16 protein-coding genes are annotated in these 13,657 nt (G+C 32.9%); 10 read left to right on the top strand and 6 right to left on the bottom strand.

The window, feature by feature from the left end; translation table 11 throughout:
- The first annotated feature begins 3 nt into the window (after positions 1–3).
- The 3 genes from DK508_RS10340 (at position 4) to DK508_RS10330 (ending at position 2,010) form a co-directional block, all read left to right on the top strand.
- Positions 4–531: an N-acetyltransferase gene (locus tag DK508_RS10340; RefSeq protein ID WP_109300690.1), complete on the top strand. Its 528-nt coding sequence runs from the start codon at positions 4–6 to the stop codon at positions 529–531.
- Between the two features lie 81 nt (positions 532–612).
- Positions 613–1,194, top strand: a complete 582-nt coding sequence (locus DK508_RS10335) for a TetR/AcrR family transcriptional regulator (RefSeq protein ID WP_109300689.1) — start codon at positions 613–615, stop codon at positions 1,192–1,194.
- Between the two features lie 66 nt (positions 1,195–1,260).
- Positions 1,261–2,010: an SDR family NAD(P)-dependent oxidoreductase gene (locus DK508_RS10330; RefSeq protein ID WP_109300688.1), complete on the top strand. Its 750-nt coding sequence runs from the start codon at positions 1,261–1,263 to the stop codon at positions 2,008–2,010.
- Positions 2,011–2,084: 74 nt separating this feature from the next.
- Here DK508_RS10330 and DK508_RS10325 read toward each other — a convergent pair whose 3' ends face one another.
- The 3 genes from DK508_RS10325 to DK508_RS10315 form a co-directional block, all read right to left on the bottom strand.
- On the bottom strand, positions 2,085–2,444 hold the full coding sequence (locus tag DK508_RS10325) for a hypothetical protein (protein ID WP_109300687.1): 360 nt from the start codon (positions 2,442–2,444) through the stop codon (positions 2,085–2,087).
- 10 nt (positions 2,445–2,454) lie between these two features.
- On the bottom strand, positions 2,455–3,444 hold the full coding sequence (gene gap, locus DK508_RS10320; protein WP_109300686.1) for a type I glyceraldehyde-3-phosphate dehydrogenase: 990 nt from the start codon (positions 3,442–3,444) through the stop codon (positions 2,455–2,457).
- Positions 3,445–3,559: 115 nt separating this feature from the next.
- Positions 3,560–4,240, bottom strand: coding sequence for a DUF2461 domain-containing protein (locus tag DK508_RS10315; protein ID WP_109300685.1), 681 nt, complete (start codon positions 4,238–4,240; stop codon positions 3,560–3,562).
- A 190-nt stretch (positions 4,241–4,430) separates the two neighbouring features.
- On the opposite strand from DK508_RS10315, the gene epsC reads away from it, so the two are divergent.
- The 5 genes from epsC to DK508_RS10290 all read left to right on the top strand — a co-directional run bounded on the left by epsC (position 4,431) and on the right by DK508_RS10290 (position 10,267).
- Positions 4,431–5,222, top strand: coding sequence for a serine O-acetyltransferase EpsC (epsC, locus tag DK508_RS10310; protein WP_109300684.1), 792 nt, complete (start codon positions 4,431–4,433; stop codon positions 5,220–5,222).
- Entirely contained in the window at positions 5,222–6,106 is an 885-nt protein-coding gene (gene cysM / locus DK508_RS10305) for a cysteine synthase CysM (RefSeq protein WP_109300683.1), read from the top strand. The genes epsC and cysM overlap by 1 nt, the downstream gene beginning before the upstream one ends.
- 187 nt (positions 6,107–6,293) lie before the next feature.
- A complete protein-coding gene (gene aqpZ, locus DK508_RS10300) occupies positions 6,294–6,980 on the top strand; it encodes an aquaporin Z (RefSeq protein ID WP_109300682.1) in 687 nt (228 codons plus the stop codon).
- A gap of 108 nt (positions 6,981–7,088) precedes the next feature.
- Positions 7,089–9,212: a DNA helicase RecQ gene (recQ, locus tag DK508_RS10295; protein WP_109300681.1), complete on the top strand. Its 2,124-nt coding sequence runs from the start codon at positions 7,089–7,091 to the stop codon at positions 9,210–9,212.
- Between the two features lie 17 nt (positions 9,213–9,229).
- Positions 9,230–10,267 (top strand): 2-dehydropantoate 2-reductase, encoded by a 1,038-nt coding sequence (locus DK508_RS10290; RefSeq protein WP_109300680.1) that lies wholly within the window; start codon positions 9,230–9,232, stop codon positions 10,265–10,267.
- A gap of 27 nt (positions 10,268–10,294) precedes the next feature.
- On the opposite strand, the gene DK508_RS10285 is transcribed toward DK508_RS10290, so the two are convergent.
- Together DK508_RS10285 and DK508_RS10280 are read right to left on the bottom strand one after the other, a co-directional pair.
- On the bottom strand, positions 10,295–10,927 hold the full coding sequence (locus tag DK508_RS10285) for an MOSC domain-containing protein (RefSeq protein ID WP_109301313.1): 633 nt from the start codon (positions 10,925–10,927) through the stop codon (positions 10,295–10,297).
- A 7-nt stretch (positions 10,928–10,934) separates the two neighbouring features.
- Positions 10,935–11,720 carry a tRNA pseudouridine(38-40) synthase TruA gene (locus DK508_RS10280; RefSeq protein WP_109300679.1) on the bottom strand — a complete coding sequence of 262 codons (786 nt, stop codon included), beginning with the start codon at positions 11,718–11,720 and terminating at the stop codon, positions 10,935–10,937.
- Positions 11,721–11,869: 149 nt separating this feature from the next.
- On the opposite strand from DK508_RS10280, the gene DK508_RS10275 reads away from it, so the two are divergent.
- Together DK508_RS10275 and DK508_RS10270 are read left to right on the top strand one after the other, a co-directional pair.
- Positions 11,870–12,247 carry a LysM peptidoglycan-binding domain-containing protein gene (locus DK508_RS10275; protein WP_109300678.1) on the top strand — a complete coding sequence of 126 codons (378 nt, stop codon included), beginning with the start codon at positions 11,870–11,872 and terminating at the stop codon, positions 12,245–12,247.
- Positions 12,248–12,471: 224 nt separating this feature from the next.
- Entirely contained in the window at positions 12,472–12,837 is a 366-nt protein-coding gene (locus DK508_RS10270) for a hypothetical protein (protein WP_109300677.1), read from the top strand.
- Here DK508_RS10270 and cmk read toward each other — a convergent pair.
- A complete protein-coding gene (gene cmk, locus DK508_RS10265; RefSeq protein ID WP_109300676.1) occupies positions 12,834–13,532 on the bottom strand; it encodes a (d)CMP kinase in 699 nt (232 codons plus the stop codon). The genes DK508_RS10270 and cmk overlap by 4 nt on opposite strands.
- Between the last annotated feature and the right edge of the window lie 125 nt (positions 13,533–13,657).

Genomic DNA, 13,657 nt, shown 5'->3' with positions numbered 1-13,657 from the left:
AGGATGTCTTCTCAAGCTTTAAAAATAATACGGGTACAACATCAAGATAATCTGAAACTATTAGAAATAGGCTACCAGACTTTTTATGATGCCTTTGGCCCTCCTGTAAATACAGAAGAAAATATTCAAGAATATTTAAAAGAAAAATTCACTCTAGATCAGATAAATAAAGAACTTGCCGAGCCTGATTCAGAATTCTATTTTGCATTGATTGACACTCAGATTGTAGGATACATAAAAGTAAACTTTAACGATGCTCAAACAGAAAAAATTCAGGGAAATGGCCTAGAGATTGAGCGTATCTATATTGTTAAAATGCATCAGGGCAAAAACTTCGGGCAAATCTTATTCAATTCATGTCTAAACATTGCTGAAAATAGAAATGTAGATTTTATATGGTTAGGTGTATGGGATCAAAATACTAGGGCCATACGTTTTTATGAAAGAAATAATTTCAAAATCTTTGGCAAGCACCAATTTGTATTAGGTACAGAGATACAAACCGACATGATGATGAGACTGGATCTTTAGGTATTTTAAAAACTTTATGATTTTAATAACAATTATAGTAGGAATTATTACTTAATTTTGAAACGTTCATTTCAATTAAGAATGCCAAAAACTGAAACATTTAATAGAAATCAAGTGCTACAAAACGCTACCGCAGTATTTCATAAAAAAGGATACAATGGTACTTCTATGCAAGATTTGGTGGATGCAACTTCACTAAACAGATCAAGTATATATAATTCATTTGGTAGCAAATTGGGAATGTTTATGGAAGTATTATCTCATTATCAATCTCTATATAAGAGTCAAATGGGAAAAGAACTGATGCACTCTCATAATGCTTCGAACATGATAAAAGCAATTTTTGATATCTACCTTAAAGATATTTACGGAGATCGAGATAGAAAAGGATGCTTAATTGTTAATTGCAAATCCGAAATGACCAATCAAGAACCTTTGATTAAATCTTTTATGGAACAGAATCAAGAGCAAACTATAGCGATGCTTGAAGATGTAGTTCATAACGGACAAATGGAAAAGATTTTCAATGAGGATCAAACGGCAGCTCAATATGCCTTGTATTTATATTCTTCTATTCAAGGATTACGTATGACAGGTATACTTACCAATAACGAAGAAGAATTAAAAAACCTTGTAAACACAGTACTTACCGTACTTTATTAAATATTTTTTTTAATCTATTTTGAAACGATTGTTTCAAATAAAAATTAAACAATTAATATCATACACATGAAAAAATTAGAAAACAAAGTAGCCGTTATAACAGGTGCAAACAGTGGAATTGGCTTAGCAACAGCCAAGTTATATCTAGAGCAGGGAGCCAAAGTGGTTATCTCTGGAAGAAGGCAAGAAGCCCTGGATGAAGTAGCTCGAGAACTACAAGGAGATTTTATAACCGTAAAAGCCGATGTAGCTATACCCGCAGATAACACAAAATTGATTAAGGAAGCCACCTCGAAATACGGAAAAATAGATGTCCTATTCCTAAATGCTGGAGTAGCTCCCGTTTCTCCAACGAATGAAATCACCGAAAATCATTATAATGAAGTTTTTAATATCAATGTAAAGGGGCCAATTTTAGCTACCAAAGAGGCTTTACCTCATATTAATGATGGCGGTACAATTTTATTTACCAATTCTATTGTACATCAAAAAGGTTTTGACGGATTGGGAGTATATTCTGCTTCGAAAGGAGCTTTACGTGCATATCAACGCGTCTTAACTTCAGAAGTGAAATCTAGAGGTATTCGAGTAAATTCTATTGCTCCAGGTCCGATTGCGACTCCACTTTATGACAAAATGGGATTACCACAAGATGTCGTTCAAGAAATGGGAAAAGGATTTGCTCAACAAGTTCCACTAGGTCGTTTTGGAACATCGGAAGAAATAGCACAATCTGCCCTATTCTTAGCTTCAGATGATGCATCTTTTATTAATGGTGTTGAGTTAGAAGTAGATGGTGGGTTAAGTCAAATCTAAAACCCTTCTTTTATACTTAAAAGGGGATGATCAAATGATCATCCCCTTTTTTATTGTACATCCAATATTTATTATTAAGAGCTTTTCTTTTTTTTAAGTTTAGGAATATTTCCAATCAATATACTATGCTGCTTTATCAACTTAGCGATCTGTCTGGCACCTTCTTCAAAATAATCAGAATCATCGGGTAACAACAACCAGCTTTTTAATCCATAAACCTTGATCATCCTAACATCTTTAATCAACGATCTTAACTCTTCATGATGTTCAGTTTTGGTTGCAATCCATATTCCGTTATCTTCTATGTGATTATCCTTTTGACGTAAAGCAAAAACAATTTTATCGCCATAATAAAAAGCATCTATTCCGAACATCTTTTTATGTCTGAATTGCAGCGGGTATAATTCTTCAAATATAAAATCGTAAGGAAACATTACTTATTTTTCACAATTCTTGAATCTGTCTAATCATTTGATTTGTAAAACCCCATTCATTATCATACCAAATCATAATTTTAACCAAATCCCCATCAACAACTCTTGTCATTGAAGCATCTACAGTAGCGGCATACGGATTTTGCTGAATATCAGACGAAACTATCGGCTCATATGTAACATCCAATACTTTTGCGTATCGATCTGTTTGAGCCTCTTTTAGAAGAATTTCATTAATTTCTTCAGCAGATGTATCGCGCTCTGCAATGAAAGTCACATCACTAACAGAACCTACAGGAACAGGAGTTCGTACTGCTACTCCATCAAATTTACCTTCATATTGCGGTAAAGCTTTTGTAGTTGCGATTGCCGCACCTGTAGAGGTTGGAGTAAGATTAACTGCTCCTGCTCTACCCATTCTTGGATTCTTTTTTGAAGGCGCATCTACTAACGTCTGAGAAGCTGTGTATGCATGAATCGTATTTAAAATTGCCTTTTTAATCCCTATGGTCCTTCCTAAAACCTCAACCACAGGACTTATATTATTTGTGGTACAGCTAGCACAAGAAAAAATCGCAGTCTTACCTTCTGCTGTATTAACACCATGTACTACCGTTGGAGTATCTTTACTTTTTGTTGGTCCGGAAATCACAACATTAGTAGCTCCTGCATGAATATGCTTTTCTGCATCTTCTCTATTGGTAAAAAAACCAGTACTCTCGATAACAATATCTATATTATGTTCTTTCCACGGTAGTTGTTCTGGATCACGTTGATTGAAGTATAATATCTTTTGATCATCAACATGCAAATGATCCTCATGAATACGAACTTCTTTATCATAAATACCATACACACTATCGTATTTTAATAAATATTTCGCATTATCAATAGACATTAAATCATTTACCGCAACAACTTGTAAATCTGGCTCTTCCATAATTACTTTAAGTGCGGCTCTACCAATTCTTCCGAATCCATTAATTGCAATTCTTTTCATATATATTATTATTTTTTATTATCAAAATTCAATTTAGATATACAAGTAATATCTTGCACATCTATAGTCGCAAAAAAGAAGTTATAATTACCTCAATCAATACGTCATAGGAGTTTTAATCATCTATTAATGACACTCCATTTAAATCAGTTGTTAATACATCACTCATGTAATCAAAATAAGGTCTCAACAACTCATAGTGATATATTACTTTATCCAAAAAATCAGATGCAAACACCTCTTTATCACTAAACGAATGTGAAACAAAAAAAGATTTATTTCTTATCAAATCTATCGCCGGATGATCTTTACTAAATCCTTTTGGTGCAGTTTTTACTTGATATTCTGTACTAAAACCGTCAAAAGCTTTTTTGAAATTAGGGGTAGCTAATATTTCTCTAATCTCTTGATCATCCATTTCGAATTCTTTTCTTATTCTTAACAGATCGGCGGGTTGCGGGCCAAAAAATCCTCCTGCTATTAATGAATTACCTGGTTCCAATCTTAGATAATACCCTCCTCGCCTATGAGCGCCTGCTCTACTAAAACTAGCACTCCTATGCACATTATAAGGAGTTTTGTCCTTGCTAAATCGAATATCTCTATTAATTCGAAATACTTTAGTTTTTTCTATTTCATCATTTTCATTAAGTCTATCAGCAATTGCTGCATAAAAAGCCTTTAATACTTTCTCATTGGCTTGATATTCTTTTTTATGTTCTGTCATCCAGTCCCGATGATTATTTTTTTTCAAATTATTTAAAAATTCAAATGCTGATTTTGGTATGGTATTCATAAAAATTACTTTGATCTTAAAATTACTAAAATCTAACTTCGTCTTTCAAGTTTAACTAAAAATTATGCATTTATTGAATTTTTAAAGACCAGTTGTTATAATTATCTGAAAAATGTAAGGATTTATAGTGTATTATGACTTATGTACTCTTTATTCTATATATTTACTAGAGTTTTCAAACATATAGGTGATGACCAAAGAAAGAGATCAAATTATTGCTAAGATTAAAGAACAAAAAAAGAACCCTAATCTGAAGCTAAAGTTAAAAGAAAGAACGGAGTATTTCACAAATTTACTTTTTTATACATTATTCGATTCGGATACAGAAGTAGCTAAAAACATAGATCTTTTAGAAAAGACTTTTGAGGAACTTATTGATCTTGCGTGTTGGGAAACCGATAAACCATGTAGTAAGCTTTGGCAGTCCTATCTAGAAACCTTGCCAGAAATATTAGAAAAGTTAAATCTTGATGCTCAAGCTTTTATACAAAGTGATCCTGCTGCTAATTCGATAGAAGAAATCTATATGGCATATCCTGGCTTTTATGCTATAGCTATCTATAGACTAAGTCATGAACTATTAAAATTTGGATTACCAATGGTACCTAGGTTAATGACAGAATATTCTCATCGTCTTACTGGTACCGATATAAATCCAGGTGCAGAAATTGGAGATTCTTTCTTTATTGATCATGCTACAGGAATCGTTATCGGAGAAACTGTTATTATAAAAAATAATGTAAAAATATATCAAGGAGTAACATTAGGTGGGCTTTATGTAGATAGAAAATTGCGTAATGTAAAACGTCACCCTACGGTTGAAGATAATGTAACCATATATGCCAACGCTACCATATTAGGTGGTAGTACAGTTATTGGTGCAAACAGTACCATTGGTGGTAATGCATGGATTACCTCTTCGGTTCCTCAAAACTCAATCATTTCAAACACTTCAGAAATTAAGATCAAAAAAGTTGTTTAATGTCGCATAGTATTTTAGACCTTATCGGAAATACGCCTTTGGTAAGGGCCACTTCCCTAATAGACAATCCCAATATTACACTTTACCTTAAACTTGAAGGTCATAATCCAGGAGGAAGCGTAAAAGATCGTGCTGCTTTTAATATGATCAAATCTGCACTAGATAGAGGTGATATTAATCAAAATTCTAAACTTATTGAAGCTACTAGCGGTAACACAGGGATAGCACTTGCTATGATCGCAGGAATTTTTAATCTGAATATTGAATTGGTAATGCCCGAAAACTCGACCAAAGAACGAGTTCAAACTATGCGTGCCTATGGGGCAAAAGTTACCTTAACTTCTAAAGATATTGGTATTGAAGGTGCAAGAGATTATGCAGAAGCCAAAGTTAATGAAGAAGGCTATATTATGCTTAATCAATTTGCCAATGATGATAACTGGCGAGCTCATTATAAAACTACCGGGCCTGAAATTTGGAGAGATACTATGGGTAAAATAACTCATTTCGTTTCTTCGATGGGAACTACTGGTACTATTATGGGTACTTCTACATACTTAAAAGAGCAATCTACAGATATACAAATTGTTGGTGTACAACCAACAGATGAATCTCGAATTCCGGGGATTCGCAAATGGCCAAAAGAGTATCTTCCAAAAATATTTAACCCTTCAAAAGTAGACCAAGTAATTGAAGTTAGCCAAGAGGAAGCTACGGCAATGGCAAAACGATTAGCCAAAGAAGAAGGTGTTTTTTCGGGCATGAGTAGTGGTGGATCTGTTAGCGCTGCACTTAAACTTGCAAAAACCTTGAAAAGCGGTGTATTGGTGGCTATCATATGCGATCGTGGAGATCGATATTTAAGTTCTGATCTGTTCGACTAGACGCATTTTTTAAATTCTTTACCTCAAGATTAATTCTTTTAGTTTTTGTTAAAAAGATATTAATACTCTATATTTCAATAGTAAATACACTTCATTTCAATTATCAAAGCACCTCAAAATGTAAGACTTATAGGTGTTTTCAAGAAATGTTAGGGGCGTTATTTATCATTAACTAAAACTAAATCATATGAAAAAATTAATCTCAGAATTTATCGGAACACTATGGCTTGTATTAGGAGGTTGCGGAAGCGCCGTATTAGCCGCTGGATATCCAGAATTAGGAATCGGATTTGTAGGTGTTGCGCTTGCTTTTGGCTTAACTGTAGTTACTATGGCCTATGCTATTGGTCATATTTCAGGTTGTCACCTCAATCCAGCTGTTTCTATAGGATTATGGATAGGCGGTAGGTTTGATAAAAAAGAGCTTATACCATATATTATAGCTCAAGTTCTAGGAGGAATTGCCGGAGCAGGAATTTTGTACTTAATAGCTAGTGGTAAATCGGGGTTTGAAATAGGCGGTTTTGCCGCAAATGGATTTGGAGAACATTCCCCGGGTGGATATAGTATGTTGTCTGCTTTGATAACCGAAATAGTAATGACATTCATGTTTTTAATTATTATTTTGGGTGCAACACATTCAAAAGCACCTAAAGGTTTTGCCGGATTAGCTATTGGTTTGGGACTAACACTTATCCACTTAATAAGTATACCTGTTACTAATACATCAGTAAACCCTGCAAGAAGTACCAGCCAAGCAATATTTGTTGGAGATTGGGCTCTAGGTCAATTATGGTTATTTTGGGTAGCGCCAATTGTTGGTGCTATTTTAGCAGGTATTGTATACAAATATATATCTTCAGAAAAAGAATAAAATATAACTAGTACAATTTAGGCAATAGTAATATCGAACAAACTATTGCCTATATTAAAACAACCAAGTAAGTTCTTTTTCCCGAGCTATTTTTGTTCCTTTGCATTTATGCCAAATCAGCAAAAAATCTTACATACGCTAAAAGAATATTTTGGGTATGATAGCTTCAGACCACTTCAAGAAAAGATTATTAACTCTGTTTTTGATGGTATGGATAATCTCGTAATCATGCCAACTGGCGGTGGTAAATCAATCTGTTATCAGCTTCCTGCCTTGTTGTTACCAGGTATTACTCTGGTAATTTCTCCTCTCATTGCCTTAATGAAAGATCAAGTTGATGGTTTGATTGCTAATGGTGTTCAAGCATCATTTATAAACAGTAGTCAAAGTGAAAATGATCAACAAAAAATTCATCAAAAACTTAAAGACAATCAAATCAAACTCTTATATGTTGCACCAGAGAGTTTGTCTTTTCTAGATACTATATTTTCTGAAATTGAAATTAGTTTAATTGCTATCGATGAAGCACATTGTATATCATCATGGGGTCATGATTTTAGACCTGCTTATACACAATTAGGGTATTTAAAAAACAAATTCCCTAAGGTACCTCTCATTGCTTTAACTGCTACGGCAGATAAAGCAACAAGACAAGATATTTGCGATCAATTAAATATTCCTGATGCTACTCAACATTTAGCATCATTTGATAGAAAAAATTTAAGTTTAGAAGTTCGCCCAGGAAATAAGAGAATCGAACAAATACTTAATTTTTTAGTAAATAAACCCAATGATAGTGGGATCATATATTGCTTAAGTAGAAAAACCACCGAAACCCTTGCTGAAAAATTAAAGGACAAAGGCTATAAGGCCGAAGCATATCATGCAGGTATAGAGCATCAAAAAAGAGCCAATGTGCAGGAAGGTTTTATTAATGATACTGTACAAATAGTTTGTGCAACAATAGCATTTGGTATGGGGATTGACAAATCAAATGTACGATGGGTGATCCATTATAATTTACCCAAAAACATAGAGGGTTATTATCAAGAAATCGGTCGTGCCGGCCGAGACGGTATCCCCTCTTCTACTCTTCTTTTTCATAGTTATGCCGATGTTGTGCAATTACAAAAATTTGCGGATACATCTGGTAATAAAGAAGTACAATTAGCAAAGCTAGATCGCATGCAGCAATATGCAGAATCTTTAAGCTGTAGACGTAAAATTTTACTTAGTTACTTTGGAGAACTCATCGAAAAAGATTGTGGTAACTGTGATGTTTGTAAAAACCCTCCTACTTTTATTGATGGAACCATTATTGCGCAAAAAGCTTTATCAACAGTTACAAGAATCAAAGAGCAAGAACCCATTGGTACAATTATAGATGTATTGAGAGGAGCACAAAATGCAATTGTATTGGATAAAGGATATCAAGAGGTAAAGACATATGGTATAGGCAATGATATCGCTTGGAGAGATTGGCAACAGTATATTATACAACTTATCAATCAAGGATATCTTGAAATTGCTTTTCATCAAAATAATAAATTGAAATTAACAGCTCTTTCCCGAAAGGTATTATTTGAAGGAGAAAGAGTAAGTCTTGCGCATTTAAAAGAATTAGAAAAAACAAAACAAGTTATTCTAGATCAAAGTAAAAAAGGATCGACACCTAATTTATTCGAAAAACTAAGACAATTACGACTTGAACTAGCAAAAGAAGCAGGCATTCCCGCTTATCAAGTATTTAATGATGCTACATTAAAAGAAATGGAAAAAGTTCGACCAATGACTGATGAAGAATTTATGCAGATCAATGGTGTAGGTAGACAGAAAATGCAAAATTATGGGTATCAATTTATAAAAGAGATTATTAATTTTTCGGCCAAGAAAACCAAGAAAAAGAAAAGTTCTAAAAAAGGGAACACTCATAAAGAAACATTGGCCCTATACAAAGAAGGTATGTCTATCGAAGAGATAGCTATCAAAAGACAGTTAGCCCAATCTACTATTTTCTCGCACATTATGAAGTTATATAATGAAGGAGAGCAGATCGATCTTACTCAATTTGTAAATAAACAAGATGTTCTGGCTATTAAAAAGGCTAAAAAAGAGCTAGAACAACCCGAAGGATTGAAGTCTTATTTTGAACACTTTAATGGAACTATTGATTATAATAGTATTCGTCTTGCTCTAATTATATTAGAAAAAGAAAACTCTGTTGTAAAGTAATAAAACAACAATTTTTTATGCGATCACATGTTATTTTTGGTGCAGGTTTAATAGGTTCATTTATTGGTGGTATACTTACTTCTTTACACAAAAACACTCAACTTGTTTGTAGACCGAGTATCAAGCAAAAATTAAATAATGGGCTCACTTTAACTGATTATTTGGGTAATACTATTCAAATAAAAGAATTGGATTTTTTAACTCTAGAAAATATAACCCAAAATGGCTCAGAAGATTTTTGTGATTTTTTGTGGATTACAGTAAAATGCACTGGGATTGATCAAGTGAGTAAAGAAATTAAACCACTAGTAGGCCCCAATACGATAATTTTGTGTTGTCAAAATGGTCTGGGTTCTGATCGCGTTTTACAACAGTATTACCCAACAAACACAATCTTAAGAGTAATGATTCCTTTTAATGTTACTGAAATCAAACCAGGACATTTACATAGAGGTTCTGAAGGAACATTGTGTATTGAAACACCTAAACAACGGTTAGAATTAGTTACATCGCTCGTAACATTATTAAATACTTCAATAATGCCGACATCTCAAACAACAGAAATGCAAGCATTATTGTGGGCTAAGCTGCAGTTAAACTTAGGTAATAGTATTAATGCTTTGGCAGATATACCTGTAAAAGCAATGCTAGAGCAGCGTAATTATCGATTGATTATCGCCGTGTTGATGAAAGAACTACTACAAGTTACTAAAGCATTGCAAATTAAATTACCAAAATTAACCGCACTTCCAGCACAATACATTCCGGTAGTACTAAGCCTACCGAATTCTTTATTTAACCTTGTTGGTAATAAAATGCTAACAATTGATCCAACGGTAAGAACATCAATGTGGTGGGATCTCTCTCAAGGAAAAAAAACAGAAATTGATTATTTAAATGGTGCCATTCTAGAGGCTGCGCTACAAGTAAATATTGAATGCCCAGCAAACAAAAAGATAATTTCCCTTATAAAGCAAATGGAACAAACCAACAGCAATGCAAGAGTTAACATTGGTAGTGGTACATTATTAAAAGAAATTCAAAATGCTGTATAAGATAATTACCTTTATGTTATCTTGATGTTACTTCTTTAAATATTTCTTATCACTATCAGAAACTAAGGGATCATTAATTGCTTTTTCTAATAGGTCTGCATGTAATTTTGGGTCATAATGAAACATTAAAGTATTTAACTCGGCAATTGATATCCCATTAACATGCTCTTGTTGTATTTCGAGCTTATCCCCTTTAGTGACATTACCAGGTGATAACACTCTAATGTATACCCCTGAAAATAGAGATGCAATAAACTCTTTTATTACTCCTGGATTTCGAAAACGAACACCTAGTTTGTAACAAGGTTGCCTAGGTCTTGAGATTTGTACAGTTGCAGTACCTAGAGTATAAATAGAGCCTATATTAATTTTCCTTTCATCGAACCCTTCGATACTAAGATTTTCTCCGAACATTCCATAATTCCAATCAAGGTGAGGGTACTTTTCTTTCCAAAAGGGATAGTGATCAACAGCATAGAGATAGCAAGCCTTATCGACTCCTCCATGATATCGTCTATCCACAACATGATCTCCTTCTACATCTTCTTTTCCTAAAAATATAGACGTATCTACTGGATGTTTATAAATTCCAGTTTGAACCTCTTTCCCTCTCCATTCAATAGTTTTTATTTCGGCAATATTTGTAGACGCGACTTTCATATTGTTATTATTTAAATTCAACCGAGTTTAATATTAGTCCAGAACCAGGAACAATATGCTCTAGTACAATTTTCTCTGCTTCCGGGTTTAATGTTTGTTTAATAAAATTTATATCAATTTTTCTTTTACCTAAATCTAATAATACCCCCATCATAAGGCGTATTTGATTTCTTTTAAAGCCTTCTCCTTTCACTCTTAAAAGGTAACTTTCTTTTGGAAAAAAATTGGCAGTATAAATATCATTTTTTTCTATCTCACAATAGGTAATCTCTCCTTCTAATACAGTATGTTTTGAAGGTCGATGACAATATGATCTAAAATTATGCTTACCAACAAACAATTTTGCTGCTTCTTGCATTAAGGATACATCAAGATCTTCAGATATATTATACATAAAAGGAGCACAAAACGGATGAAATTTATCGCCAAAAGAAAATAAATACACATACTCTTTCATTTTTGGAGATTGAATAATATTAAAATGCGCATCTGTTTCGGTAACACTTAATGCTTTTATATCCTGCGGTAAGTTTTTATTAAATTCTGGAAAAAACGCCTCTGTATCTAAAGATATATGATCAACAAACAGTTCTATATATGTATGATTAACCGATACTTTGGCATCTGTTCTACCTGCAGCCAGTACTTTAAAATCTTTATGTTCTAAAACGTACGATACCGTGCGCTCTACCATGCGTTGTAAAGTATTTACTTGAGGTTGTTTTTGCCATCCATGGTACCTAAATCCCAGATATTGCAACTCTATTAAATAATAGAAACGTTTTCTAAACATTAAATTTATATTTACTTCTTTCCGAATATAGATAAATTATGCATTTCAACGATAATCTAAGCTTTTTTTATCTGAAAACTTTGTGAAAAAAAGATGATAATTTCCTATATTTGAGTAAATCTAATTAATAATTTAAAATCGACTTAGTTATGGTAAAAGCTAAATATCAAGGTGTTTTAGACCTAGGACAACAGTTAAACATTCAAGATGGTGATGTATCTGAAGAAAATGGAACACTTAAGATAAAAGGTACCGCTCAAACTCAATATGATAAAAACCAGCTTTGGGATAAAATAAAAGAAATTGGCGGAGAATCTCCTGCTGATATTGTAGCAGATATTAATGTGGCTGATACTTCTGTTTATCACAGACATGTTGTAAAAAGTGGAGAGTCTTTAAGCAAAATTGCTAAACATTATTATGGTGATCCTATGAAATACAAAGCCATTTTTGAGGCGAATACAGGTATTCTTAAAAACCCTGATGTTATTCACCCAGATCAAGAGCTTATCATCCCGAACCTATAAAACATAGTTACTTTATATATTTCTAAAGGCCGCAATAATTTGTGGCCTTTTTTGTATTTTACATGTATAATCCTATTATTTTTTAAGATCTTTTGATTTTTTACATAAGTCAAATATCTATAAATTGCGCATTTCGTCGAAAAAACACTAATATAAGTAGTCGAAATCCTATAAAACTACGGTTAAACCGTAGTTTTGTGTGTTAAAATTTATATCTTGCTTATATGAAAAGAATATTACTTCTTGTTTTCTTATGTATTTCTGCTAATAATTATGCCCAATCTTTATCTAAAACTAAAGTAATTTACGAGCGTAAAGATCAAATTGTGCTAAACAACGGTTTGCAATATCAAATCCTGGCTGAAAAACCTTTTTATGAAATCTCAGATTCTTCTATCAAGAAGCATCTCACTATTGCTGATCATGTATTAATGCTTAATCGCATTCTTGTTATAAGAAGAGATAACGAATATAAAGAGCTTATTGAATGGGTTGAGAAAGATACTAGATTCTATGACTCTAGAGATATTACCGAATTTAAAAGTATAGAAAATTACGTCTCTGATTATAAAAAAAATACCCGTAATTAAGAGTTTCTAATTGTCGTTTTGGCAAGCTGTAAAATCTGTTCAAATTGTTGTTCGAGACTAAGGTTAGAATTATCTATCTTAATGGCATCCCCTGCTTTTCTAAGAGGAGAATCTTTTCTTGTGCTATCAATATGATCTCTATTTACCACATTTTTTAATACATCTTCGTATGTAACATCCTCTCCTCGATCTTTGAGTTCTAGAAATCGTCGTTCTGCTCTATCTTTGGCGGTAGCAGTCATGAACAACTTTAACTCGGCATTAGGAAATACAACAGTACCGATATCTCTTCCATCCATAACAATCCCTTTATCCTTCCCCATTTGGTGTTGCTGTTCTACCAATTTCTTTCTTACCAAAGACACTGCTGCTATTTTACTTACATGTTTTGATACTGCCAAAGTTCTAATTTCTCTTTCTACATTTTCACCATTTAACACAGCTTCAGCTAAACCGTTTTCCTTATTCAATTCAAATTTTATACTAACCAAAGAAAGATCATTTTCCAGTTTCTCTTGATTAAAATTGAATTCGTCTACATATCCTTTTCTCATAGCATACAAAGTAACCGCTCTATACATAGCCCCAGTATCAACATAAATGTATTGTAATGCTTTAGCTAGTTGTTTGGCTACTGTACTTTTACCAGTAGAAGAATGTCCGTCTATAGCGATAATGATTTCTTTGTCTTTCAAATTGAATAAAATCTGATTATATAATTTTTCAAAAATCAAAAATAATCCAAACTATTAAGAATAATACCTCTAATAATAAAAAGTTATCATAATTTAAAAAGATAGATAACCATTGAAATTATTAC

It is taken from the genome of Aquimarina sp. AU474, assembly GCF_900312815.1.
Lineage (GTDB): Bacteria > Bacteroidota > Bacteroidia > Flavobacteriales > Flavobacteriaceae > Aquimarina.
Note: the sequence above shows the minus strand (reverse complement) of the source record. Positions and strands in the feature narration are given on the sequence as shown.